Consider the following 23,696-nt stretch of genomic DNA (forward strand, 5'->3'; position numbering starts at 1 on the left):
TTTATCCTCAGAGGCATCCACTGAACCCTTTGGCTCCCGAGCCCGTTGCTGCTCGCCGCAGAACGATCACGACGCCGGGAAGACCTGCGGGATGGCGATTGAGACGCGCGGAGCGTCGAGTGCGCCGAGCTCTCACAAGATACAGGGGCCATGGAAACGAATCAGCGCAGCAGCTATCCAAAAAAGCCGACCGGGTTCACGAGGGAGATTCAGGAAAACGGGACATGGCGGCTGCTCACGGATAACTCCAGCGAGTCGTACGCGGCCCAATTCAGGGATGGCAGCCTCGTCGGCTTCTATGACCAGGCAGGGCCGCGCGCAGGAAAGATCACAGACTACGCGGGAAACCAGTTCTCCCTGGGAGAGATTCCGGCATGGAACTGGTACGACCAGAGCGGCCGGCAGGTCGGGGCATCCATCGGCGCGTTCGACTCTCTCCCTGAGACCGAGTGGGGAACAAATTTCACCACGACACCCGAATACTGGCGGGGGGTCGCCCATGAATCCGGTATACACCTCTCACGGATTCATCCGACACCGGTATGGGCACCGACCGATGGCGTTGAGCTCTGGCGCAACAGCAGGCATTCACCACCTAAGGTTTTCGCCGAAGGCTTCTTGACCAAGGGAAGAGAGACGCCTAATCTGCTGAGCTTCGTATATGATTCACCAAAGAACACCACGTACATAAGCCTCACCACCGTCGAGAACTACGTTCAGCGGACGGCCATGCAAAGCCAGGTCCCGGTCTCTTCCATGAAGGACCGGTGGGCGTACAACATCGACCTTCCGCACGGGGCCATCAACGTCAACGCCACCCTCGACATCGCCTCGGCGTTTCCGGACCAGCGAGAGTACATCGCCCCAGGTCGCATCCCATCCAGGTACATCAAGTACGCGCAGGAGATCGATCTCCGGACGGGAGCGCTCAAAGCGAAGCGGTACTACAACCCCCACTACTCCCCCGGAAGATCCTTCACCGTCGCCCAGCGGTTGGCCGCCGGCCCGTCGCATTCGCAGTCGCGCTCAGCAGGCTCTGCCGGCTCTGCCCAGGGGCCCTCGGCGAGTGCCGCAGCTCACGGCCACTACGGCTCGGGACAGGACCGCTCACACGGACGGGGCAAGTCCGGCAGAAGGTCCTAGCGTTGTGACCGGGAAGGCAACGGAGGCACACCCGAGGTTCAGGTGGGCAGGATCCAGGACGGGCCGCCGAAGCCACCCACGTAGTCAGCGTCATGGGCCGCATCCCCTGGGCTCAACTGCCCGGTGCAGTGCGTGAGGCCGTCGCCCGGCACGTGGAGGACAGCGCGTACACCGCCGTCGACGCCCTGGGCGGTGGCGGCGGCGCCTCCGCCGTGGCCGCCGTGCTCTCCACCGGCACCCGCGCCGTACCCGCGCCGTCTTCGTGAAGGGGGTGCCGCACGGCCACGACGAGGCCGATGAGCTCGACCGGGAGTACCAGGTCAACGCCTAGCGGGACGCCGGCCGGTGACGAGAGGGGCCGGTCTTCGGCTTCCGCCCCGCCTCACCGGGCTGAACGAAGGGCCCCACCGCTCCGGCGGTGGGGCTCGATCCCGCACCCCTCGACGGCGAACATGTTCGTTACGATCGGGGTATGACTGCGAAGCGAGAACCGATCAGCCGGCGTGAACGACCCGCGAAGCCCGCCCTGACCCGGCGCGGAATCGTCGACGCGGCCGTGCGGGTCATGCGGTCCGAGGGGCTGGAGAAGGTCACCATGCGGCGCCTGGCCCAGGAGCTGGACACCGGTCCGGCCTCGCTCTACGTCTACGTGGCCAACACCGCCGAGCTGCACGCCGCAGTCCTGGACGCCCTCCTGGGCGAGGTGGAGCTGCCCGCCGACGAGCCCGGGGCCGACTGGCGTGACCAGCTCGTCGCGGTCCTGACGTCCTATGCGCACCTGCTCTTCGAGCACCCGCAGTTGGCCCGCTCCGCACTGGTGGCCCGTCCGAGCGGTGAGAACTACCTCAACCTGGTCGAGCGCCTGTTGCTCCTGCTTTCCCGCAGCGGCACCCCTCAGGCGCAGGTCGCCTGGGGTGTCGACAATCTCCTTCAGTACGCGACGGCCACCGCGGCCGAGCACGGCACGCAGGAGCGCGACCCCATGAGCCGGGACGACTGGGACGCTCTCGCACGGGCCGTGTACGGAGCGGACGAGGCCGTCCACCCCATGATCAAGGCACACCTTCCGGACCTGCTGTCCGGGACGGAGAGCGGCAGGCTGGCCTGGGGCTTCGACGTCGTGATCAACGGCATCATCCACACGCCCGTCCCGGGCGCCGAGGGCTAGCCGCCCGGCCGCGCTCGCAGCCCTGCGGCGGTGCGTGAGGGCTCCGCTCGATCGTGAAGGTGCGACACGACCGCGGCCGAACTTGTTCGTAGCGAACATGTTCGTTACGGTGGATGTGTGAGCGCCGATAACGGTTCGCCCGCGGCGTCACGCTCTCTCACCCCCTTGGAGTTCCCGGATGAGCACGCACCACCCCATCGCGATCATCGGCGGCGGCCTCGGTGGCCTCACGGCCGCCCGCGTCCTGCACGTCAACGGCATCGAGTCGGCCGTCTTCGAGCTCGAGGGCTCCCCCGAGGCCCGCACGCAGGGCGGCATGCTCGACATCCACGAGGAGAACGGCCAGCAGGCCCTGCACGCCGCCGACCTGTTCGACGGCTTCCGCAAGATCATCCACGAGGGCGGGGAGGCCATGCGCCTGCTCGGCAAGGACGGCACCGTCCACGTCTCCGAGGAGGACGACGGCGCGGGCGGCCGCTCCGAGGTGGACCGGGGCGACCTGCGCGACCTGCTGCTCAACTCGCTGCCGGACAGCACCGTCCGCTGGGGCCGCAAGGTCACCGGCGCCCGCGCACTCGACGACGGCCGCCACGAGGTGGCCTTCGCCGACGGCTCCACCATCACCACCGGCCTGCTGATCGGCGCCGACGGCGCCTGGTCGCGCATCCGGCCGCTGGTCTCCGACGCCAAGCCCGTCTACACCGGGATCTCGTTCGTGGAGACCGACCTGTGGGAGGCGGACACCCGTCACCCGCGCAGCGCCGCCGTCATCGGCGGCGGGTTCTTCATCAGCCTCGGCGACGAGCGCGGCTTCCTCGCCCACCGGGAGACCGACGGCAGCCTGCACGTCTACGCCGCCCTCAAGGCGGACGAAGACTGGCTGGACACCATCGACTTCACCGACAAGGAGACGGCCAAGGCCGCCGTGCTCGCTCACTTCGACGACTGGGACGAGGGCCTGCGCCGCCTGGTCGGCGACGCGGACACCATCACCCCGCGCCGCATCCACGCCCTGCCCGTCGGGCACCGCTGGGACCGGGTGCCGGGCGTGACCCTGCTGGGCGACGCCGCGCACCTGATGTCGCCCTTCGCCGGTGAGGGCGCCAACCTGGCCATGTTCGACGGCGCCGGACTCGCCTCGGCCGTCGCCGCCCACCCCGGGGACACCGAGGCCGCCCTGGCCGCCTACGAGTCAGCCCTCTTCCCGCGCAGCGAGACCTCGGCAGCCGAATCCGCCGAGAGCCTGGAGTCGATGTTCGGCCCGCAGGGCCTGGAGCAGCTGGTGGCGTTCTTCACCACCGGCCCCGGCGGCCAGTAACCCCCGCTCGGCGAAGGATTCACGCCAACGCCCGCCGGTCCGGCTGAGCCGTCCGCGGCACAGGCCGCCAGGGCCAGCGCGCCTTCCCCGTACGTCGCGTCTCGTCCACAGGAGTTACGTCGCCGAAGATCGCGGTCATTCTCAGCGGCACCCGCACCGGCCGGCGTCACCGACCTGGCGCGACGTCTCGCCAACCGCCACCACGTCATCGTTCCCACCCACCCCGGCTGGCTGGACACCCCCCGCCCGGACTGGTTCGCCGGCATCGACTCCCTCGTCGAGTGCTACCTCGACCTCCTGGACAGCCGCGGCCACAAGGACGTGACCGTCATCGGCACCTCCATGGGCGGCTGGCGTTCTTCGTCAATGTGCCCCTGGGCTCCGTCTGCGTACGTCAGCCGTGGATCATGGAACCGCGTCATCCTTGACCTTGGCGCCGAAGCAGACTTCGGCCCGCCTGTGACGTTCCCCATCCGTCGAGGTGCACCTCATGAAGACCCGGTCGACGCTTGCGACGTGGCTGAGCGGACTCGACAGTTCCCGTCTGGCACATGTACTCGCCGCACGAAAGGACGCGGCCTCCTCTCCGGAACCGCGCTCGGTGGGGGAGCTGGCGGACCGTCTCCAGCGCCCGGGGTCCGTGGCACTCGTCCTGCCGCGGCTCACGCTGCCGTGCTTGCAGGCCGCCGAGGCGCTGGCCGCGCTGGGAGCACGAGCGACCCGGGACGGCCTCGCGGAGCTGCTCGGCCTGACGTCGCCCGCAGCGGTGCACGCGCTGGACGCGACCCTGGAGGCGCTGTCGGATCGCGCGCTCGTGTGGCACGACGGCAACGGGACACTGCGCATGCCTACGCCCTTGCGGCAGGCGTGGAACGCACCCCTGGGACTCGACGCGCCGCTGGAAGACCTGCTGACCGGCACCACCTCGGAGGAACTGCGCGGCATGCTGACGGTCCTGGGGATCAAGCCGCCCGGCACCAAGCAGCAGCGACTCGCGGCTCTGGTGGAGCATCACAGTGACGCGGAGCGGGTCGCCGCGTTGGTGGCGGGGGCCCCGGCGGCCACCCGGAAGCTGCTTGAGCAGAGCGCCAGGTCCACGCCCCGCCCCCGTCAGTCACCGTCCGTCATGTTCGTGACTCCTGGCCGCGACGTCCAACCGGCCGCCGGATGGGCGCTCGACCGCGGGCTTCTGCTCCAGGACCGCCACCGGTACGGGCGCGTCCGGATGCCGGTCGAGGTGGCCTTGGCTCTGCGTGGCCCCGACTGGCACGCTCCGTTCGCCCCGCTGCCGCCCGTCGCGCGGCTGATGCCCGTCACCTCCCCGGAGGTGGAGCGGGAGGCCGCGGTGGCCGCCACCGCGTTCGCGGCCCATGCCGCCTCCGTCCTTTCGGCATGTGCGACCGCTCCACCGGCCCGGCTGAAGTCGGGCGGGATCGGCGCGCGTGAACTGGTCCGGCTCGGCAAGGGAGCGAACGCGGACGACGCCCTCGTACGCCTCGTCCTGGAGACGGCGTACGCCGCCGGACTGCTGGCCCGCGACGGCGATCGCGTATGTCCCACCGAGGCGTACGACGCCTGGGCCGAGCAGGAGCCCGCAGAACGGTACGCCGTACTGCTCCGGGCGTGGCGGGACCTGCCGCTCACCCCCACCCGGGCGCGCGACGAGGACAACAAGGCGCTTCCCGCGCTTTCCGCGCTCGCCGGTGCGCCTGGCTGCGACGGCTGCCTCCAGGCCCGGCACGGGCTGCTCGCCGCGGCAGCGGGGCTCCCGGCAGGCCAGGGCGTGAAGCTCGCTTCGGAGCTGGGCCCGCTCGTGGCCTGGCACCGTCCGCTGGCCGACGACGCCTCGCCCGAGGACACGGCGCCGTTCAGCGCCGTCATCCGCGAGGGTGAACTGCTGGGCGTGCTGGCACGGGGCGCGCTGTCCCCGCTCGGTGCCCACCTGGCGGGCCACGCTGACGACGAGGACGACGAGTTGGGCACCACGGCCCGGCGGCTGCTGCCCCCCGCGGTCACGACCGCCCGGATCGGCGCCGACCTCACCGCCGTCGTCACCGGCACCCCGTCCGCGCGACTGGCGGCGCTGCTGGATTCAGTGGCTGACCGGGAGACCAGTGGCACGGCTTCGGTATGGCGCTTCAGCGCCAGCGGTATCCGCCGGGCCCTGGACGCCGGCCGCACCGCGGACGACATCGCAGCCGACCTGGCCGCCTGCTCCGCCACTGCCCTGCCACAGCCGCTGACCTATCTCATCGACGACACCGCGCGAGGTCATGGACGGGTGCGCATCGCCCCCGCGGCCTGTGTCATCCACGGTGACGAACCCGCGCTCCTGGCCGAACTCGCCGCCCACCGCGCACTGGCCAAGCTCGCCCTGCGGCAGCTCGCTCCGACCGTCCTGGTCAGCGGCAGCTCACCCGCGACAGCTCTCGCCTCACTCCGTGCCGCAGGCTACGCCCCGGTCGCCGAGACCGCCGAGGGAACGGTACGCGTCGAAAGGCGCCTGCCGCAGAGGGCCGCCGTCGCCGTGCCGCGCCCACGAAGGAACGTCGGGCGGCGCGGCTCCCGGACCACCGCGGCCCGCGCCTCGGGCATGCCCGCCGACACCGGGACGGACGCCCTGGCCGACCGGCTGCTCAATGCCCCACCGACCACGCCGATCGCACCAACCTCACCGGGAGCCGACGCGTTCGACGGCGGGGCGCCTTGCGCGACGGATGCCGAGGAGATCGTCGCCGAATACGCGAAGCACCTGTCGTACAGCGATGTCCGCCGGATCGCCCATGCCATCGACACCGGCGCGGCCATTACGGTCGAGTACGTCGCCGCTTCGGGCAACCGGACCGTACGCACCCTCAGCGACCTGCGACTGGACCCGCCCTACCTCGACGCCTGGTGCCACCTGCGCGAAGCGGAACGCGTCTTCACCCTCTCCCGCGTCCATGGCGTGCTGCCCGCGTAGGGCTCGACGGCCAAGGGCGGACCGGGCCGCGCCGGGTGCCAGGGTGCCCGGGTGCGCCACCCCATGGGCATCTCGCTAGGTATACTTAACTCCACATTTGATATCAGGGAGGTGCGCATGAGTCGGACGGTCATCGACCTGGACGACGACCTGGTCGCGGACGTGGCGAAAGCCCTCGGGACGGGAACCAAGAAGGAGACGGTGAACACCGCTCTTCGCGAGGTACTGGAGAGCCGGCGTCGCGCCCTGGCTCTCGCCCGGCTGCGCGCCACGGCCGGGGACGGCGCATTCGACCTGGAACTGTTCGAGAACAAGGGGAACTACCGCCGGTGAACGCGGCCCAGTTCCTGATCGACACCAGCGCGCTCGCTCGATTCATGCGCGAGGACGCGGAACAGTACGGCTGGGACCAAGCGGCAGCCGCCGGACTCATCGCCACCTGCCCGGTCACCGAGCTTGAGTTCTTCTACAGCGCCCGGTCGGCTGCCGACAGGGCACGCGGCATCGAGGATACGCGGCTGATCTTCGGTTGGGTTCCCGTCGACGACCGCTCCCATGACCGCGCCTGGCAGGTCCAGGAAGCTCTCACCAAACAGGGAAAGCATCGCAGTGCGGGTGCGGTGGACCTCGTCGTCGCCGCGACGGCCGAACTGCAAGGGCTCACCCTGCTCCATCGCGATCACGGCTTCGAGTGCATCGCGGCAGTGACCGGCCAGGCTCTCCAGTGGTACGGCCCGGAGAGCGGCAAATAGGCAGGCGATGATCGCAGCCCTGGTCGCACTCGCCCCGCCCAGCGCCACCTCGGCCGGGGTCCTGAGCCCGGGCCCGTGAGCTGAGCTGTCAGGTCGTCAGGCCCGCGTCGTGGGTGATCAGTGGGAGCTGGTCGGGGCGACCAGCCGCGACGGCGCCGACGCGAGCCCTCACCCCATCCGCCCCGACTCAGCCCGAGCCGTACACATGCGGAGCCAACGCCTCACATACCAGTCGGGCGGTTTCCGTTCAGGATGCGGAACAAGAAATTGTTGGGGCGGAGAGTAGGTGTTCCGAGGGCCGCGCGGAGGGCATCCGGGGGAACTCGTCGGGATGAAATGCCCTGACAGGAGCCCCAGTTGGGCCGGAGTCCCGCACGTCCGCCGACGGCGCCCGATGTCCGATCTGGACCCTGCTGTTCAAAATCACGTAGCCATACCGCAATAAACAGACGAGTATGTTTGTTTGAGAGGTACGGCGGCACGGGGGAGCTGCACGAAACCTGACCACCCCTCTGCTCCGCGATGAACAGAAGGGACTCGAACCGATATGGGGAACACTGCTTCAGCCCGCAGGGCTGTGTCTCCGCAGTTGGTCGATCTGGGCCGATTCTTGATGACGCGCCGGGCCGAGGTCGCTCCCAGCCAGGTCGGGCTTCCCGACGCGGGAAAGCGCCGCACTCCGGGGCTGCGCAGGGAGGAAGTCGCCCTGCTCGCCGGGGTCGGCGTCTCCTGGTACACGTGGATCGAACAGGGCCGGGCCGAGAACGTCTCGGGTGAGGTGCTGGACTCCATCGCCCGCGTGCTCCAGCTCAGCGAGAACCAGCGCCTCTATATGCGTCAACTGGCGGGCGTCCAGGCCGTTCCGCATCCGCCGGTCGCGCAGCCCGAGGCCGAGGCGATGCGCCCGTTCGTGGACAACTGGTGGCCCAACCCCGCCTACATCGCCGACCACGCGTGGAACATCGTGGTCGCGAACGCGGCGGCACAGGCGCTCCTCGGCATCGACTCGGCGCAGCAGGACGCCGAAGGCCGTCCCTACAACGTGCTGCGGGAGTTCTTCACCAGCCCGCATATGCGCGCGGCGTTCCCGAGCTGGAAGGAGACCGCGCCGACGCTCGTCGCCCGGTTCCGCAGCCACGCCGCGCACCATCTCGACGAGCCCGCGATCCCGGCCTTGGCCGCCGAACTCATGGCGGAGAGCGCGTACTTCGCCGAGCTGTGGGACCGGCACGAGGTCGTGGAGGACTCCTGCGGCCCGGAGGTCCTGCGCCACCGCGACGTCGGTGAACTGCACTTCACCCGCGCCACGCTGGACTTCACCCGTCGCATCGCCATGCGGATGACGGTCTTCCTGCCCACGCCGGGCACCGGCACGGAGGCGGCGCTCCGGCGGCTCTCGCACGTCACGCTGTCGCAGGGCATGAACGCCGTCGATCCGCTCGGCGAGACACGATGAGCGGGCTCGGAACCGGGGCAGGGTCCGGCACCGGTACCGGGAACGTCGGCAGCCTGGCGTCCATGAGGCCGTCCGGCGTGACGGCAGGGGCACACCGGCTGACGTATCTGCCGGACGGATACGTGCAGTTGTACCCGCGCGCCTGGTATCCCGCGTCGCCTGACGCCTTCTGGGCCGACAAGGGAAGCCACCTCGACGCCGACGGCTGCCTCGTCGGCTCGGTGGGCGCCCTGCTGGTGGAGTACGGGGACGAGGCGATGCTGATCGACACCGGCTTCGGCCCGGCCCGTATCCCCGCCGACCGCACCATTCCGCCCCTCGGCCGGATCGAGGGCGGCGCGCTTCCGGCCAGCCTGGCCGCCGTGGGGCACACCTTCGCGTCGGTGAGCTGTGTGGCCTTCACGCATCTGCACGACGATCACGTCGGCTGGGCCACCGATCCCGGTCTCGGCCACGCACGGTTCGTCGCGTCGGCCGAGGAGTGGCGCGCGGAGCCGCGAGCGGTCGCGGGGCGCGCCGTCGCGGCGTCGGACGGCGAGGAGATCTTCCCGGGGGTGCGGGTGCTCGCCACGCCGGGGCACACGCCGGGGCACCTCTCGTACGTGATCGGCGAGACGGAGGCGTCCTCGGCCCCGGGCGGGCCGGGGAGCGCGCGTGCCGTTGTCGTCGGGGACGTGCTCCACTCCCCCCTCCAGCTCGCCGACCTGTCGTGGAACGCGTTCTCCGACGTCCACCCCGCGCAGGCGGTGCGCAGCCGCGAACGGATCGTCGCGGAGCTGTCCAGGCCGGGCACGATCGGGTACGCGGGCCACTTCGCCGGTGCGGTCTTCGGGCGGCTGGCCCTTTCCGGCGCGGGTCCCGAGGCCACAGGAGCCGAGGCCACGGGGGCCGACGGTTCGCGTCCGCGCTGGGAGCCGCTCACCGTCTGAGACGCCACGTTCCCGTGCCCCGTGTCCCGGCCGCCGTACGTCGGCGGCCGGGGCGCCGCCGTTCTACGGGCGGTTCCCGGGCCTATTCCCGTGTTCCGGGGCGATTTCGCGGTGCGTCTGTTGGCGCGACCAATATGTTGTCTGCGCACTGGCAGGGGGTGCGGGGCGCCCCGAGTCTGGAGACATGTCCTCGACGGTTACCTCCCCGACGTCCCAGACTTCCGAGGCGGCTCCGGCGGCCCCGGCATCCGCGGCGACCCCGACGGCCACCCCGGCGTCCGCGGCCACCCCGGTCGCCGCACGCCGCTTCCGGTCCATCGCCGGACGGTTCACCACCGGAGTGGTGGCCGTGACAGCGCGGCGCGCGAGCGACGGCGCCCCGGTCGGGCTCGCGGTCAACTCGTTCACCTCGGTCTCCCTGGAACCGCCGCTCGTCCTGTTCTGCGCGGCCAGGACCAGCACGAGCTGGCCCGACGTACGGTCGGCTGACCGCTTCTGCGTCAACATCCTCGGCGAGGGCCAGCGCATGCTCAGCACGCGCTTCGCGACGAGCGGCGCGGAGAAGTTCAGCGGCGTGCCGTGGACGCCGTCGCCGGGCGGCGCTCCCGTGCTCGACGGCTCCATCGGCTGGATCGAGTGCTCCGTCGAGGAGGAGATCCCGGCCGGGGACCACACCGTCGTGCTCGCCCGCGTACACGACCTGGACGCCTCCGAAGAGGACTCCCCCCTTGTCTTCTTCCGCGGCCTCTACGGGCGCTACGCCCAGCTCTGATCACCGTGCGGCGCACAGCCGCCCACTCGTCTCGCGCGGCCCGCTCGTCTCGCTCATCTCGCTCATCTCGTTCGAAAGGAAGATTCGTGGCGCACAACGCTGCCCCGCTCGGTGTGGGGATCGTCGGACTCAGCGCGGACGGCGGCTGGGGCGCGCGGGGGCATCTGCCCGCGCTCTCCGCCGCCGGGGGCTACGAGCTGCGCGCGCTGACGGCGTCCACGCCGGAGTCGGCGCGCAAGGCCGCTGCCGCGTTCGGGCTGCCCGAGTCGGCGGCCGGGACGGACGCGGGTGAACTCGCGGCGCGGGACGACGTCGACGTCGTGGTCGTCACCGTGCGCGTGCCCCGCCACCGGGAGCTGATCCTTCCGCTGCTCCAGGCGGGCAAGACCGTGCTGAGCGAGTGGCCGCTCGGCAACGGTCTCGCGGAGGCGGAGGAACTCGCGGCGCTGGCCGCCGAGTCAGGCACCCGGACGGCCGTCGGCCTCCAGGCGCGCTCCGCGCCCGTCGTCCGCTATCTGCGGGACCTCGTCGCCGACGGCTATGTGGGCGAGGTGCTGTCCACCACGCTCGTCGGCTCGGGCGGCGGCTGGGGCCCGGCCGTCCAGGAGCGGTCCGCCTACGTGGCCGACCGCGCCAACGGCGCCACCATGCTCACCGTCCCCTTCGGTCACACCCTCGACGCGCTGACCATGGTGCTCTCCGGCTTCGACTCGCTCACCGCGACCACCGCCACCCGCCGCACCGAGGTCCGCGTCGCCGAGACCGGCGCGACGCTGCCCATGACGGCCGAGGACCAGATCGCCGTGACGGGGCGACTGGCGGGCGGCGCCGTGGCCTCCCTGCACTACCGGGGCGGCTCGTCGCGCGGCACGAACTTCCTGTGGGAGATCAACGGCACCGAGGGCGACCTCGTGGTGACGGGCGGATCCGGGCACCTCCAGTTCGGGCAGGTCGAGCTGCGCGGCAGCCGCGGCGAGGAGACGGAGCCCCGTCCGCTCACGGTGCCGGAGAGCTACGAGCTGGCGCCGGGCCTGGAGGGGCCCGCCGGTGTCGTCGCCAACGCGTACGTCCAGTTGCGCGCCGACCTCGCCGAAGGCACCCACCACGTACCGGACTTCGCGCACGCCGCCGCGCACCACCGCCTCCTGGACCGCATCGAGACGGCGGCCCGCACCGGCACCCAGGCCTGACCCCTCCCCCGTCAGCTCGCCCTTCCCCCCTACGCCACACCACTCACACATGGCTCACGCAAGGGCTCACCCTGCCCTGCCATGCCCGAAAACCCCTGTTTTCCACCTGTCCGAACCATCTGAGGAGCCCCCATGCACACCGGCTTCGGAGCCTTTCTCTCCCCCCTCCACGCCCCCGGCCAGGACCCGCATCTGACCATCCGGCGCGACCTCCAGCTCGTGGAGCACCTCGACGAGCTGAACTTCGACGAGTGCTGGTTCGGCGAGCACCACTCGCTGTCCTGGCCGACGATCGGCGCCCCCGAGACCCTGATCGCCGCCGCCGCCGAGCGCACCCGTCAGATCAAGCTCGCCAACGGTGTCGTGACGCTGCCGTTCCACCACCCGTTCCACGTCGCCACCAGGGCGATCATGCTGGACCACCTCACCCGTGGCCGCTACATCCTGGGCGTAGGGCCCGGCGCCACGCCCAACGACGCGCACATGCTCGGTCTCGACGCGGGCGAGCTGAAGCGCATGGCCCGCGAGGCGGTGCCGACGATCCTGGAGCTGGTCAACGGCGAGGAGCGGATCTCCGAGAAGACGGACTGGTACACGCTCCAGGACGCCAAGATGCAGTTGCCGCGCTACAGCAGGCCCGGCATCGAGATGGCGATCTCCAGCGTCGGCACGCCCAACAGCCCGCAGATCGCGGGCAAGTACGGGATCGGCCTGCTCTCCTTCGGCGCGGCGCCCCCCGGCTGGCCGTCGACCGACCTCGCGCAGCAGTGGCGGTACGCGGAGGAGTCCGCCGAGGAGCACGGGCAGACCGTGGACCGTCGCAACTGGCGCATCGCCGTACCGCTGCACATCGCGGAGACCCGCGAGGAGGCGTACCGCGACGCGCGCGCGGGCTTCGGCAAGTGGCTGCACGGCTACTGGGGCGAGTCGGTCGGCGCGGATGTCGCGGCAGGGCTCGAAGGGGTGCCGGAGTCGCGGGAGCTGGAGACGACCGTCGAGCAGGGGCGGGCGATCATCGGTTCGGTCGAGGACGCCGTCGAGGCGATCCAGCGGCTCCAGGAGACGACCGGCGGGTTCGGCACGTTCCTCACCTACGTCGTCAACTGGGCCTCGTTCGACAAGGTCAAGCGGAGCTTCGAGCTGCTGGCGAGCGAGGTGGCCCCGCGCTTCAACGGGTCGGCCGAGCGCGGCCTCGACTCGATCCGGTGGAGCGTGGAGAACCGGGCCGTCTTCCCGCACACCGAGGCGCTGCGCAACCGCCTCAACGGCGTGGGCGGCACCGCGAGCTGAAGACGTCCGGCATGACGAACACGCGCCCCTGAAGGCGCGCCCCTGACGGGGCATCCCTGAAGGCGACTTCTGGAGTTGACTTCTCCGTTCCGCAACGCACGGTTCCACAACGCACCGTTCCGCGTCACGCGTCACGGAATTGTCAACTCCAGAAGTGCGTTCCTGTTGTTCCTGGCAATACCATTAATGGCCACTGGTACATACTTGGTTTCAGTGTGAATCTGGATCCGTGAGCAAGCGAATAGCAGTAGTCGGCGCCTACGGGTCGGGGAAGACCACTCTCTCCACGGCGCTCTCCCATCTGACCGGCCTGCCGCGCACCCACGGCTCCCCGATGCGGGAGCCGATCGGCGGCGAGGGGCACAGCGTCCACAACTGGACCGACGGCCAGCTCATGCAGTTGACCGTGAACCGCTACGCCGAGCGGCTGCTCGGTGAGGCGGCACATCCGGAAGGGTTCGTCTCCGACGGCTCCGTCGTGCACGAGTGGACGTACGCGAAGCTGCGGCTGGTGGCCGGTTCCTACCCGGGGACCGACGTCCCCCTGGACGACCGGCACCGGAGCACCGGGACCGCGGTGCTGGAAGCGGCGGTCGACGATATCGGCCTGCTGATGAAGCACCACGCCCGCACCGCGTACGACGCGTTCGTCCACGTGCCCGTCGAGTTCGAACTCGCCCCGGACAACCGGCCCATCAACGAGAACTTCCGCCGCCTTTCCGACGCCCTGCTGCTGCCCGCGCTGGCGGCGACGGGCGTGCCGGTCCACACGGTCACCGGAGACCTCGCCGACCGCCTGAAGCAGGCCGTCGGGCACCTCGGGCTCGCGGAGACAGCGGTCATGGACGTCGAAGAAGCCGTCCGCCTCACCACGGCGCCCGACTCCAAGTAATCAGCCGTTCCACCAACATTCCACCAAGCAAGCCCGCCGGGCTTTCTCCTGTGAAGGCGACATTCCTGTGAGCACACTCGAAGTACCCAGTTTCAAGGACAATCCCAAGCTCAAACTCGCTATCTCCGGCACCTATTCGACGGGAAAGTCGACCACCACCGAGGCCCTTTCCATCGCGACCGGAATTCCCCGTACCCACGCCAAGACCTCACGCGAACTGCTCGTCGACCTCGTGCCGGGGAAGACCGTCATGGAGCTGAACGCGATGGAGCTGGTGAAGCTCGGTCTGCGGCGTTTCGAGGAGCGGGTGCACAACGAGTCCAGCGGTGACGCGTTCATCTCCGACGGCGGCGTCTTCCACGAGTGGGTCTATTTCGAGGCCCGCATGCGCGTCGGGATCAACCCGGGCGCCGACTGGTGGTTCAAGGGCATCAAGAAGGTCGTCGGCCTGCCCGTGAAGCACTTCTACCAGCGCTACACCGACACCCTCGGCGACATCACCCGCGCCCGCGCCAAGCGCGTCTACGACGCGTACGTCCACCTGCCCGTCGAGTTCGACATGGAGCCCGACGGCCACCGTCCCGTCTCCGAGAAGTTCCGCCGCCTCTCCGACGACCTGCTGATCGAGGCGCTGGACCGGATGGACATTCCCTACCGCGTCGTCGGCGGCCCGATCCCGGACCGCATCGAGAAGATCGTGAAGATGTTCGACCTGCCCGTGGTCGTCCCGATCGAGGAGGCCATCGCGGAGGCGCAGCGCCGCGTCGAGGCCGACATCGAGGACCTGAAGGCCGACGCCCGCTTCCACGAGGCGCAGCGCCAGAAGTCGCTCCCGCGCCGCATCGCCTACGCGATGCGCTACTGACCCCCTCTCCCCACCCCCGTACGAAACCCGTCCAAGGACCCGTCCAGGAAAGGACATCGTCGTGTCCAGCAACGTGACCGCGAGGCCGCGTCATCTGGGAGCAGTGCTCGCGCTGCTCGCCTTCGCTCAGATGATCATCGCCATCGACTACAACATCGTCTTCGTCTCCCTCCCCGAAATCGGCGAGCACCTCGGCTTCAGCGCGCAGAACCTCCAGTGGGTGGTGTCCGCCTACGCGGTCGCCTTCGGCGGCTTCCTGCTGCTGGGCGGGCGCGCGACCGACCTGTTCGGCCGCAAGCGGATGTTCATCTTCGGCCTGTTCCTCTACGCGGCCTCCTCGCTCGCGGGCGGTCTCGCCCAGGAGCCGTGGCTGCTGATGGCGGCCCGCGCGGTGCAGGGCCTCGGCGGCGCGTTCCTCGCGCCCGCCACGCTCTCCCTCGTCACCACGCTGTTCGCCGAGGGCAAGGAGCGCAACCGCGCCCTGTCCGTGTGGGGCGGCGCCGGCGGCTCCGGCATGGTCCTCGGTTCCATCCTCGGCGGTCTGCTGACCGACGCGTTCGGCTGGCCCTCGGTCTTCTACGTCAACGTCATCCTGGCGGGCGCGGGCATGATCGCCGCGATGTCGCTGCTGCCGGGCGACCGCGCCGAGACCTCCGGTGCCTTCGACCTGCCGGGCGCCGTCACCGGCACCCTCGCCTCCACCCTGTTCGTCTTCGCCCTGGTGCAGGGCCCCGAGGCGGGCTGGGGTTCGGGCCAGGTGCTGGGCGCGCTCGGCGTGGCCGTCGTGATGCTGCTGCTGTTCCTGCTCATCGAGAGCAAGTCGAAGGCCCCGATGGTGCCGCTGCGGCTGTTCCGCAACCGCAATCTGTCCACGGGCGCCGGCATCACCTTCCTGTTCATGGCCACCTTCGGTGCGCTGGCCTACTTCCTCACCCAGTTCTGGCAGGTCGTGCAGGAGTACAGCGCCTGGACCACCGGCTTCGCGTTCGTCGTCCCGTCCGGCAGCGTGCTGATCGGCACGATCGTCGGCGGCAAGTGGGCCACCAAGTTCGGCGTCCGCAACACCCTGTTCATCGGTCTCACCATGGGTGTCGTCGGCACCGTCGCGCTCGCGCTGACGCTGACGCAGGACGTCTCCTACGCGGTCCTCGCGCCGTCGCTCTTCCTGCTCTCGCTCGGCCAGGGCATCGTCTTCACGACCATGTTCGCCGCCGCGACGACCGGTGTGGCCGCAGAGGACCAGGGCATCGGCTCCGGCATCGCCACGACGGGCCAGCAGATCGGCGGCGCCGTGGGTCTCGCCGTGCTGATCGCCATCGCCGAGTCGATGAACGGCGGCGGCGGTGCGAAGGACCCGGCCCAGTTGACGGACGGCGTCATCACCGCGACGTGGGCGATCGCCGTGGGCATCGCGCTGACGTTCCTGGTGGTGCTCAACCTGAACAAGCGGGCCGCTGCCGGGGCCGACGCCGACGACCACGTCGAGCCCGCCCTCGTCGAGCCCTCGCCGGGCACGGCGGAGCCGGTACAGGCCGGGCGCACCTCTTGAGAGGCGCGTGCCTCCTGATGGGCGCCTGAAAGCCGGACGTCGGCGACACCCGGTCCACTTTTGCGGAGGGTCCCGGGCATCGCCGCCGTCGTTCAACAGCCGCACCCCGAAGGGTGACCGCTGCCTACGAAGGAAACTCTATGTCCACCGCACTACCTCTTGTCACCCTGAGAACTGTCGACGATTTCCTCGGAGCACGCGAAGGGCGCTTCTTCGGGGAGGGCTTCAAGCGCGTGCACCACGCGCTGACCGACATCGCCGTCGAGGACGGCACGATCACCGCGACGGCCGGTCTGGAGATACCCGGCTCCTGGTCCCGCAAGGGCGAGACCACGCAGCGCCCCCACCTGTCCACCATCGACGTCATGCTGCTCGGCGCGCAGTTGACCGGCCTGTACGCGGCGCACGCGGGGCGGCTCGGGCCCGGCACGCCGTTCGCGGTCCGCTCGTGCGTCATCAAGGCCGGACGCAAGCCGCAGGAGGACGACCTCGACACGTTCGCGGTCTCCGGCCGAGTGGTGGAGGGCCCGGCCGACGACAACGTCGTGACCATGGAGTGCCGGATCGGTCTGCTGACGGTACGGATCGAGGCGGCCGTGGGAACCGGCCGTCCGGTGTGGAACTCCTGGCCGGGCGACGGCAGTTACGCCTCGGCGGCCGAGCTTCCCGGCGTGTGGAACGACGCGCCGTTCGGCGTCCCGCACCGGGAGCGGGGCCAGTTCCTGACCGACGTCGAGATCGACACGTCCGCCTGCCTGGCACGCGCCGACCTCGCGCTCCCGACCGTCCCGGCCCCCTCGTCCGCGCCGGGCGGGGAGCCGACCATGGTCGATCTCTTCGTCTCCGCGCTCCAGTTGGCCCAGGTGCTGCTGTACTCGCTCGACGGCGTGGCCAGGGCGGACAGCAACACGCTCTGGATGCGCCGCACCGTCATCGGCCCGGCGGCTGAGGGTGCGGGCGCGGCGGGTGAGGGCGATGCAGGCGGCGACGGCCGGTTCGAGGTGGCCCTGAGCGAGCCGACGCTGCTGGAGAGCGCGCAGGGCACCTGGCGCAGCGCCGACGTGGTCAGCACGTACGCGGGCCTGCGCCTGACCTGCTCCGTCGCGCATCTGCTGCCCGCCGTACCCGCCGTCTGACGGCCCTCTCCCGGCCGCTCCGACGGCTTTCCGGGCCCTCGGCCCCCCTTCGCTCTCTTCACGGCTCTTCTCAGGAGGCGAGACGTCATGCCCCAGCCAGCGGTACTCACCGGACTCGGTGCCTACCTGCCGCCGCGCCGCGTCAGCAACGAAGAACTCGCGGACCGCTTTGACACCACAGATGAGTGGATCACCAGCAGGACCGGTATCCGCACCCGTCGCTGGGCGGACCCCGGCATCTCCACCAGCGACCTGGCCGTGGAGGCCGGTCACCGCGCGCTGAAGTCCGCCGGGCTCGTCCCGGAACCCGGCGCCGTCGACCTGGTCGTCCTGGCCACCACCACCCCCGACCACCCCTGCCCGGCCACCGCTCCCGACGTCGCGGCCCGCCTCGGGCTCGGCGCGCCCGGCGCCTTCGACATCAGCGCGGTGTGCTCCGGGTTCCTCTACGCACTGGACACCGCGTCGAACGCGATCCTGGCCGGACGCGCGCGCAGCGTGCTCGTCATCGGCGCTGAGACGTACTCGACGATCCTCAACCCGCAGGACCGCACCACCTCCGTGATCTTCGGGGACGGCGCGGGCGCTGCCGTGCTGACGGCCGGGGAAGAGGGCCAGACGGGCGCGTTCCAGGGCTTCGACCTCGGCTCCGACGGCCAGCAGAAGGACCTGATCTGCATCCCGGCGGGCGGCTCGCGCCAGCGCTCCCAGGGCACGGCACCGGCCCCCGGCGACGAGTTCTTCACCATGCGGGGACGCGAGGTGTTCCTGTCGGCGGTGCAGCGCATGACCGAGTCCTCGCAGTCGCTGCTGGACCGGCTCGGCTGGAGCACCGACAGCGTCGGGCACCTGGTCGGGCACCAGGCCAACTCGCGCATCCTGCGGGCCGTCGCGGAACAACTGGGCGTCCCGGCCGAGCGCGCGGTGGTCAACCTCGACCAGGTCGGCAACACGTCGGCGGCCTCCATACCCCTCGCGCTGGCCGACGCCGCGGCCGACGGCCGCCTCGTCCCCGGCGAGCGGCTGCTGCTCACCGCCTTCGGCGGCGGGCTGACCTGGGGCTCCGCCGCGCTGACCTGGCCGGACATCGTCCCGGCCTGAAGGCCCCGGCCGTCGGTCGTCGGCCCGTCGCCCCGTCGCCCCGTCCCAGAAAACCAAGGAAGGACACCATGAGCATCCAGACCCACACCCAGACCGCCACCCAGGCCGACACCGTCACGCGGGAGCTGACCGAGGAGGTGCTGGCCACCGTACGCGGCAAGTTCGAGGCGCCCGAGGGGTCCACGGCGGAGACCCCGTACGAGGACATGGAGTTCGACTCCCTCGTGCTCCTGGAACTCGCCGTGCACCTGACGAAGGAGTACGGGGTCGAGGTCACCGACGACGAGATCCTGGACGCCGCCGACGTCACCCGTACCGCGGCGCTGCTCGCCGGGAAGGGCGCACGGCCCCATGGCTGAGCCGACCCCGGGGCCCTCGGCGGGCCCTTCGGCGGGCCTGTCGGCGCGCGGGGCGGGGCGCGGGGCGGCGTTCTTCGACGTCGACGGGACGCTCACCACCGGCACCACCCTGTTCCGCTTCCTGGAGTACCGGTTCGCGGCCGAGGGCCGTCCCGCGCACGCGTACCGGCACGAGCGGCAGCGGCTGCGCGCGATGACGTCGGGAGGCGTGCCGCGCACGGAGACGAACCGCGCGTACTTCGCCAGCTACGCGGGGCTCGACGCGTCCTACGTGGCGGAGCTGGCGGCCGAGTGGTTCAGCGGCGAACTGGCGCACGGCGGGTTCCTGCACGGGCCCGCCGTCGCCGCCCTGTGCGAGCACCAGGCGGCGGAGGAGCCTGTCGTTCTCGTATCGGGGTCCTTTCCCGCGGCGCTCGCGCCGCTCGCCCGGCACCTTCGCGTGGACGCGGTGCTGGCCACGGAGCCGGAAATCGTCGGCGGCCGGTACTCGGGCCGGGTCCACACCCCGATGATCGGCCGGGCCAAGGCGGACGCGGCCCGCGCCTGGGCGCGGGCACGGGGCGTCGACCTGACGGCCTCGACGTCGTACGGCGACCACTCCTCGGATCTGCCGCTGCTGGAGCTGACGGGGCGCGGCGTGCTCGTGGGCGGCGACGCCGAGCTGCGGGAACGGGCGCGGTGGCGGGGCTGGCGCCAGTTGCCGGCGCCCGCGCCCCTGTCAGCGCCCCTGTCCGCACCCTTGGCCGCCCCCCAGTCCGCGCCCGTGCCGCGGCTCCCGGCCTGATCACGGGCCGGTGCGGGGCGGGGCCGGGCCATGGCAGCCCGGTTCCGCCCCGCCCCGCACCCACTTGCCCATCACCCTGGCCGACCACCACCCCGGCGGCCCGCCACCCCCGCGACTGGCTCCCCCGCCAGTCAGCTTTCTCCGCACAGGAAGGACCCCTCGGCATGCGCGCAGTCGGAATTCTGGAATTCGGCGACCCCGAAGTGCTCGAAGTCGTCGATCGCGCCATCCCCGACCCGGGGCCCGGCGAGCTGCGCGTGCGCGTCACCGCCGCCGCCGTCAACCCGACCGACCTGATGCTCAGGTCCGGGCAACTGGCCCCGTACGTCGCCGAGTTCGACCCCCCGTACGTGCCGGGGATGGACGTCTCCGGAACCGTCGACGCGACGGGCGCCGACACCCTGTTCGCGCTCGGCGACCAGGTCATGGCGTTCGTCAACCCGTTCAGGCCGCAGGGGGGCGCACAGGCCGAGTACGTCGTCGTCGCCGCCGAGGACACCACGCTCGTGCCGCGCGGCCTGGACCTCGTCGCGGCGGCCGGGCTGCCCATGAACTCCCTCACCGCACACCAGGCGCTCGGCCTGCTGCGGCTGCCCGCCGGATCCACGCTCGCCGTGACGGGCGGCGCTGGCGCGCTGGGCGGCTTCGTGATCCAGCTCGCCGTGCACCGGGGGCTGCGGGTCGCCGCCGAGGCCACCGCGCAGGACGAGCGGCTGCTCAAGCAGCTCGGCGCGGAGATCCTCGTGCCCCGCGAAGTGCAGCCGGGCAACGGCGAGTCGGCCGACCTCGCCGACCGCTACCGCCGGGCCGTGCCCGAGGGCGTGGACGCGGTGGTCGACGCGGCCGTGGTCGGCGACCCCATCCTGGGCGCCGTCCGCGACGGCGGCCAGATCGTCACCTGCCGCCCCGGCCGCCTCGCCCTGGAGCGCGGCATCACCCAGCACGAGGCGAACGTCCTCGCCTACCCCGGCAAGACCGACGCGCTCGCCGAGCTGGCGGCGCTGGCAGCGGAGGGGACGCTGACCGTCCGTACGGCCTCCGTGCTCCCGCCCGAGCGGGTCTGCGAGGCGCACTGGCGGCTCGCGGGGGGCGGGGTGCGGGGGCGTCAGCTCATCGCCTTCGGCGACCGGGAGTGGGAGTCCCCGTCCCTGTGAGGCGATCCGTGTCCCGCACCCGGGGTACGACGCCGAGGCCTCCGCCGGTTCGCCGGTGGGGGCCTTTTGCGTGTGCGCGCACGACGGCGGGGCGTGGGCGCGCACGGGGGCGGGGCGCGCACGGGCGGCGCCGTGAACTTTTCCGAGGGGCCCGCCATCGAACTCCGGTGTCCGCCTCTTCCGCACCGTCGCGCGGTCGTGCCGTCGTGCGGTAGCGGAGCCGCGGACACCGCAACCGCCCCTCCCTGGGCCCGACCGCAGATCCCGCAGATCCCGCAGATGCGGAGTACCCACGCCATGAACGCCAGCTCCCTGACCAGACGCAGGACCGCCGTCACCGCCGCCGTCAGCGGCACCGTGCTCGCCCTGTCCGCGCTGGTCGCGCACGCCATGCCGTTCGGGCACCCGGCTCCGGATGTCGAGGCCAAGGGCGTCATGCTGCTGGACGAGAAGGGCCGTTCGGTCTACGCGAAGGACGCCGGCACCCCGCGTCCCATGGCCAGCACGGCGAAGATCATGGTGGCCTCCGTGGTCCTCAGCACCGAGGGCGTCGACCTGGAACGGAAGGTGCAGGTCCGCCAGCGGTACCGCGACTACGTCACCGAGCACCACGCCAGCACCGCCGACCTCCAGACCGGCGACAAGGTCACCGTCCGCCAACTGCTCTACGCGTCCCTGCTCCCCTCCGGCGCCGACGCGGCCTACGCGCTCGCCGACACCTTCGGCACCGGGGCCACCGGAGCGGAGCGGACCCGCTCGTTCGTCGCGAAGATGAACGCGAAGGCGCGGGAGCTGCGGCTGCGCGAGACGACGTACAAGACCTTCGACGGCCACGGCAAGGACACCAGCACCCCGGCCGAGCTGGCGAAGCTGGCCCGGCACGCGATGGAGAACGCCACCTTCCGCAAGGTCGTCAGGACGAAGAAGTACAAGGGCGACGCACCGGCGGCCAACGGCCGTACGCGCACGTACACCTGGACCAACACGAACCAGCTTCTCGGCGCCTACGACGGCGCCATCGGCATCAAGACCGGCACGACGGCCCGTGCGGGCAAGTGCCTGGTCTTCGCGGCCACGCGCGGCGACAAGACCTTCGTCGGCGCCCTGATGGACAGCGGCGACAGGTTCACCGACGCGGCGAAGATCCTGAACCACGGCTTCGGGGACGACGACGGCGACGTGGAGATCCCCGAACTCCCGGCGGAGGGCGAGAACGGCTGACGACGCCTCACGGCAGGGCGGCCCGGGGGCTCCGGCCTCGTACCGCCGTCACGAGACCGGAGCCGGAGCCCGTCCCCTGGACCGCTGCCGACGGTTCCCCGGGGGACGGGGGTTCTATGGGGCGACGGTGGTGAGTTGGAGCCCGCGTCCGCCGACGAGGGGTGCGGTGAGGATGACGGTGCGGCCCTCGTGGTGCAGGGCCTTGCCGATACGGGTGTAACGGGCCTGCCACCAGTGACGGGGCGCGAGCAGGGTGCTGAGGCAGTCGCGGGGTTCGCCGTCGACGGTGATGCGCTCGCCCGTCTCACGCAGGCGCAGGGCGTGGCAGGCATAGCCGGTGAGGAGCGTCGCCAGGTTGCCTTCCATGATCTCGATGACCTGCCCGGACGGCATGGGACGCGGGTAGCTGGTGAGGAACGCGGTCCCGTGTGGCAGTTCGTACATGAGGCGCACGGCCCGGTCCTGGATGCGGCGCATCACGAAGCGCGCCTGCTGGCCTTCCAGTACGGCGACGGGAAAACCGGCGGTGGTGGCCCAGCCGTGGGGGTCGTAGAAGACATCCTCGGGGTCAGCGGGGATGAGAACGGTGTGGTCGCGAGGCACGGGGCTACTCCGGGTGGTCAGTGACGGATGAGGGCGTAGACGAGGGTGACGATGAGTGCGGCGAGGACGGTGATGGAGGCGATCTGCTCACGCCGTCCTGGTGGGCAGAGGGGGCAGGCGAGGACGGGCCGGTCCGGGCTGTGCCACTGGACGACGCGTCCCTCGGCGGTCCAGCAGCCGCACCGGGCACACACTCCGGTCATCGCCGCCACCCGGAGGTCCGGGTGACGAGCTGACGGGGCGTCTGCGGCCGGAGCACGGGAAGGGGCTCGGGGCCGATGACCAGGGTGCTGCCGTCGACGAAGAGGAGATGGCGGCGGTCCCGGTCTACTGCGCGCAGGTCCCCGACGGTGCGGTAGGCACAGCCGACGACGAGGATGTCGCCCACGCGAACGGTGCGCGCGGTCACCTCGACCGGCGCGGCCAGCCAGGCTGGTGCAACCCGGCCCTTCACAGCGGGTCCACCACCCGCAGGGCGGGCGCCGGGTCGGCGTCCTGCTCAGGCTCGGCCGTCGTGGTGCCGGTGGGGCGTTTTCCGGCGCCGGTGAAGACGGTGATGGCGCGGGCCACGCTCTCGCCGGTGACCTCCGCGCGGATGGCGGCGAGGGGGAGGTAGGCGCCGTGACCGGGACACAGCCACACCGGCTCGTGCCAGGGGTAGCGCGCTGTGGCCAGGTAGCGCATGACGGGGCCCACGTGACCGTCGCCCTCCACCTCGCACTGGGGGCGGGTCACCGGTCCGCCTCCGGCCTCGTGGTGCGGGCCTCGTCCTCGGCGGCGATGTCGGCCGCGCAGCGGTCGCAGACCTTCACGGGGACGGTGCGCGTGCGCGTCTGCGGGCTCGCACCCCGCTCGTCCCCGGAGTACAGGTCGAGGACAACCTGTGTGCCGGGCGCCTGGCGGCAGCGGAAACAGCACTCGGCGGCCCGCCGCGCACACTCGTCGCAGATCCGCACCGGAACAGCACGCGGACCCGCCCCGTCCCCGGACACGACGTAGATCACCACCGTGCCCGGCCACCGACGACAACGGACGCAGCACTCGGCGACGGA

Annotated in this window: 26 protein-coding genes; 21 read left to right on the plus strand and 5 right to left on the minus strand. The window is 71.2% G+C overall.

Annotated features, from left to right (window positions below; genetic code table 11):
• Positions 1-150 precede the first annotated feature (150 nt).
• The 21 genes from ACYVOO_RS03555 to ACYVOO_RS03655 all read left to right on the plus strand — a co-directional run bounded on the left by ACYVOO_RS03555 (position 151) and on the right by ACYVOO_RS03655 (position 22,041).
• The gene (locus ACYVOO_RS03555) at positions 151-1,143 is read left to right on the plus strand and encodes a scabin-related ADP-ribosyltransferase (protein ID WP_461014173.1); all 993 of its coding nucleotides are present in this window, start codon (positions 151-153) and stop codon (positions 1,141-1,143) included.
• 92 nt (positions 1,144-1,235) lie between these two features.
• Positions 1,236-1,409, plus strand: a complete 174-nt coding sequence (locus ACYVOO_RS03560) for a hypothetical protein (RefSeq protein ID WP_461014174.1) — start codon at positions 1,236-1,238, stop codon at positions 1,407-1,409.
• Positions 1,410-1,615: 206 nt separating this feature from the next.
• The gene (locus tag ACYVOO_RS03565) at positions 1,616-2,311 is read left to right on the plus strand and encodes a TetR/AcrR family transcriptional regulator (RefSeq protein WP_461014175.1); all 696 of its coding nucleotides are present in this window, start codon (positions 1,616-1,618) and stop codon (positions 2,309-2,311) included.
• 178 nt (positions 2,312-2,489) lie between these two features.
• Positions 2,490-3,629, plus strand: a complete 1,140-nt coding sequence (locus ACYVOO_RS03570) for an FAD-dependent oxidoreductase (protein WP_461014176.1) — start codon at positions 2,490-2,492, stop codon at positions 3,627-3,629.
• Between the two features lie 490 nt (positions 3,630-4,119).
• A complete protein-coding gene (locus ACYVOO_RS03575; protein ID WP_461014177.1) occupies positions 4,120-6,591 on the plus strand; it encodes a helicase-associated domain-containing protein in 2,472 nt (823 codons plus the stop codon).
• A 117-nt stretch (positions 6,592-6,708) separates the two neighbouring features.
• Complete coding sequence (locus ACYVOO_RS03580; protein WP_453346570.1) at positions 6,709-6,924, plus strand: type II toxin-antitoxin system VapB family antitoxin; 216 nt, start codon at positions 6,709-6,711, stop codon at positions 6,922-6,924.
• Positions 6,921-7,343, plus strand: coding sequence for a PIN domain-containing protein (locus tag ACYVOO_RS03585; protein WP_461014178.1), 423 nt, complete (start codon positions 6,921-6,923; stop codon positions 7,341-7,343). Before ACYVOO_RS03580 ends, ACYVOO_RS03585 begins: the two co-directional genes overlap by 4 nt.
• 577 nt (positions 7,344-7,920) lie before the next feature.
• Complete coding sequence (locus ACYVOO_RS03590; RefSeq protein WP_461014179.1) at positions 7,921-8,799, plus strand: helix-turn-helix transcriptional regulator; 879 nt, start codon at positions 7,921-7,923, stop codon at positions 8,797-8,799.
• Between the two features lie 62 nt (positions 8,800-8,861).
• On the plus strand, positions 8,862-9,728 hold the full coding sequence (locus ACYVOO_RS03595; protein ID WP_461014180.1) for an MBL fold metallo-hydrolase: 867 nt from the start codon (positions 8,862-8,864) through the stop codon (positions 9,726-9,728).
• A 184-nt stretch (positions 9,729-9,912) separates the two neighbouring features.
• A complete protein-coding gene (locus tag ACYVOO_RS03600) occupies positions 9,913-10,500 on the plus strand; it encodes a flavin reductase family protein (RefSeq protein ID WP_461014181.1) in 588 nt (195 codons plus the stop codon).
• Between the two features lie 86 nt (positions 10,501-10,586).
• Positions 10,587-11,690, plus strand: a complete 1,104-nt coding sequence (locus tag ACYVOO_RS03605) for a Gfo/Idh/MocA family protein (protein ID WP_461014182.1) — start codon at positions 10,587-10,589, stop codon at positions 11,688-11,690.
• Positions 11,691-11,822: 132 nt separating this feature from the next.
• Complete coding sequence (locus ACYVOO_RS03610; RefSeq protein WP_453346562.1) at positions 11,823-12,980, plus strand: LLM class flavin-dependent oxidoreductase; 1,158 nt, start codon at positions 11,823-11,825, stop codon at positions 12,978-12,980.
• A gap of 229 nt (positions 12,981-13,209) precedes the next feature.
• Entirely contained in the window at positions 13,210-13,872 is a 663-nt protein-coding gene (locus ACYVOO_RS03615) for an AAA family ATPase (protein ID WP_461014183.1), read from the plus strand.
• Positions 13,873-13,939: 67 nt separating this feature from the next.
• Positions 13,940-14,737, plus strand: coding sequence for an ATP/GTP-binding protein (locus ACYVOO_RS03620; RefSeq protein WP_461014184.1), 798 nt, complete (start codon positions 13,940-13,942; stop codon positions 14,735-14,737).
• A gap of 61 nt (positions 14,738-14,798) precedes the next feature.
• Complete coding sequence (locus tag ACYVOO_RS03625) at positions 14,799-16,286, plus strand: MFS transporter (protein ID WP_461014185.1); 1,488 nt, start codon at positions 14,799-14,801, stop codon at positions 16,284-16,286.
• A 140-nt stretch (positions 16,287-16,426) separates the two neighbouring features.
• The gene (locus ACYVOO_RS03630) at positions 16,427-17,422 is read left to right on the plus strand and encodes an AvrD family protein (RefSeq protein ID WP_461014186.1); all 996 of its coding nucleotides are present in this window, start codon (positions 16,427-16,429) and stop codon (positions 17,420-17,422) included.
• Positions 17,423-17,509: 87 nt separating this feature from the next.
• Positions 17,510-18,523 (plus strand): beta-ketoacyl-ACP synthase III, encoded by a 1,014-nt coding sequence (locus tag ACYVOO_RS03635; protein WP_461014187.1) that lies wholly within the window; start codon positions 17,510-17,512, stop codon positions 18,521-18,523.
• Between the two features lie 68 nt (positions 18,524-18,591).
• Positions 18,592-18,882: an acyl carrier protein gene (locus ACYVOO_RS03640; protein ID WP_461014188.1), complete on the plus strand. Its 291-nt coding sequence runs from the start codon at positions 18,592-18,594 to the stop codon at positions 18,880-18,882.
• Complete coding sequence (locus ACYVOO_RS03645; protein WP_461014189.1) at positions 18,875-19,666, plus strand: HAD family hydrolase; 792 nt, start codon at positions 18,875-18,877, stop codon at positions 19,664-19,666. The genes ACYVOO_RS03640 and ACYVOO_RS03645 overlap by 8 nt, the downstream gene beginning before the upstream one ends.
• A gap of 164 nt (positions 19,667-19,830) precedes the next feature.
• Complete coding sequence (locus ACYVOO_RS03650; RefSeq protein WP_461014190.1) at positions 19,831-20,820, plus strand: NADP-dependent oxidoreductase; 990 nt, start codon at positions 19,831-19,833, stop codon at positions 20,818-20,820.
• A 297-nt stretch (positions 20,821-21,117) separates the two neighbouring features.
• Positions 21,118-22,041, plus strand: coding sequence for a D-alanyl-D-alanine carboxypeptidase family protein (locus ACYVOO_RS03655; RefSeq protein WP_461014191.1), 924 nt, complete (start codon positions 21,118-21,120; stop codon positions 22,039-22,041).
• 114 nt (positions 22,042-22,155) lie between these two features.
• Here the strand turns inward: ACYVOO_RS03655 and ACYVOO_RS03660 are convergent, their stop codons facing one another.
• The 5 genes from ACYVOO_RS03660 to ACYVOO_RS03680 are packed head-to-tail and all read right to left on the minus strand — an operon-like array spanning position 22,156 to position 23,636.
• Complete coding sequence (locus ACYVOO_RS03660) at positions 22,156-22,644, minus strand: hypothetical protein (protein WP_461014192.1); 489 nt, start codon at positions 22,642-22,644, stop codon at positions 22,156-22,158.
• Between the two features lie 17 nt (positions 22,645-22,661).
• Positions 22,662-22,847 (minus strand): hypothetical protein, encoded by a 186-nt coding sequence (locus tag ACYVOO_RS03665; protein WP_461014193.1) that lies wholly within the window; start codon positions 22,845-22,847, stop codon positions 22,662-22,664.
• A complete protein-coding gene (locus tag ACYVOO_RS03670) occupies positions 22,844-23,098 on the minus strand; it encodes a hypothetical protein (protein WP_461014194.1) in 255 nt (84 codons plus the stop codon). Before ACYVOO_RS03670 ends, ACYVOO_RS03665 begins: the two co-directional genes overlap by 4 nt.
• A complete protein-coding gene (locus ACYVOO_RS03675) occupies positions 23,095-23,379 on the minus strand; it encodes a hypothetical protein (RefSeq protein ID WP_461014195.1) in 285 nt (94 codons plus the stop codon). The genes ACYVOO_RS03670 and ACYVOO_RS03675 overlap by 4 nt, the downstream gene beginning before the upstream one ends.
• Positions 23,376-23,636: a hypothetical protein gene (locus ACYVOO_RS03680; RefSeq protein WP_461014196.1), complete on the minus strand. Its 261-nt coding sequence runs from the start codon at positions 23,634-23,636 to the stop codon at positions 23,376-23,378. Before ACYVOO_RS03680 ends, ACYVOO_RS03675 begins: the two co-directional genes overlap by 4 nt.
• Positions 23,637-23,696 lie beyond the last annotated feature (60 nt).

The sequence above is a fragment of the Streptomyces daliensis genome, from assembly GCF_054782395.1.

Coding starts and splice junctions, on each gene's coding strand:
- ACYVOO_RS03555 (WP_461014173.1), top strand. CDS start 151: ATGGAAACGAATCAGCGCAGCAGCTATCCAAAAAAGCCGACCGGGTTC.
- ACYVOO_RS03560 (WP_461014174.1), top strand. CDS start 1,236: ATGGGCCGCATCCCCTGGGCTCAACTGCCCGGTGCAGTGCGTGAGGCC.
- ACYVOO_RS03565 (WP_461014175.1), top strand. CDS start 1,616: ATGACTGCGAAGCGAGAACCGATCAGCCGGCGTGAACGACCCGCGAAG.
- ACYVOO_RS03570 (WP_461014176.1), top strand. CDS start 2,490: ATGAGCACGCACCACCCCATCGCGATCATCGGCGGCGGCCTCGGTGGC.
- ACYVOO_RS03575 (WP_461014177.1), top strand. CDS start 4,120: ATGAAGACCCGGTCGACGCTTGCGACGTGGCTGAGCGGACTCGACAGT.
- ACYVOO_RS03580 (WP_453346570.1), top strand. CDS start 6,709: ATGAGTCGGACGGTCATCGACCTGGACGACGACCTGGTCGCGGACGTG.
- ACYVOO_RS03595 (WP_461014180.1), top strand. CDS start 8,862: ATGAGGCCGTCCGGCGTGACGGCAGGGGCACACCGGCTGACGTATCTG.
- ACYVOO_RS03600 (WP_461014181.1), top strand. CDS start 9,913: ATGTCCTCGACGGTTACCTCCCCGACGTCCCAGACTTCCGAGGCGGCT.
- ACYVOO_RS03610 (WP_453346562.1), top strand. CDS start 11,823: ATGCACACCGGCTTCGGAGCCTTTCTCTCCCCCCTCCACGCCCCCGGC.
- ACYVOO_RS03630 (WP_461014186.1), top strand. CDS start 16,427: ATGTCCACCGCACTACCTCTTGTCACCCTGAGAACTGTCGACGATTTC.
- ACYVOO_RS03635 (WP_461014187.1), top strand. CDS start 17,510: ATGCCCCAGCCAGCGGTACTCACCGGACTCGGTGCCTACCTGCCGCCG.
- ACYVOO_RS03640 (WP_461014188.1), top strand. CDS start 18,592: ATGAGCATCCAGACCCACACCCAGACCGCCACCCAGGCCGACACCGTC.
- ACYVOO_RS03645 (WP_461014189.1), top strand. CDS start 18,875: ATGGCTGAGCCGACCCCGGGGCCCTCGGCGGGCCCTTCGGCGGGCCTG.
- ACYVOO_RS03650 (WP_461014190.1), top strand. CDS start 19,831: ATGCGCGCAGTCGGAATTCTGGAATTCGGCGACCCCGAAGTGCTCGAA.
- ACYVOO_RS03655 (WP_461014191.1), top strand. CDS start 21,118: ATGAACGCCAGCTCCCTGACCAGACGCAGGACCGCCGTCACCGCCGCC.
- ACYVOO_RS03665 (WP_461014193.1), bottom strand. CDS start 22,847: ATGACCGGAGTGTGTGCCCGGTGCGGCTGCTGGACCGCCGAGGGACGC.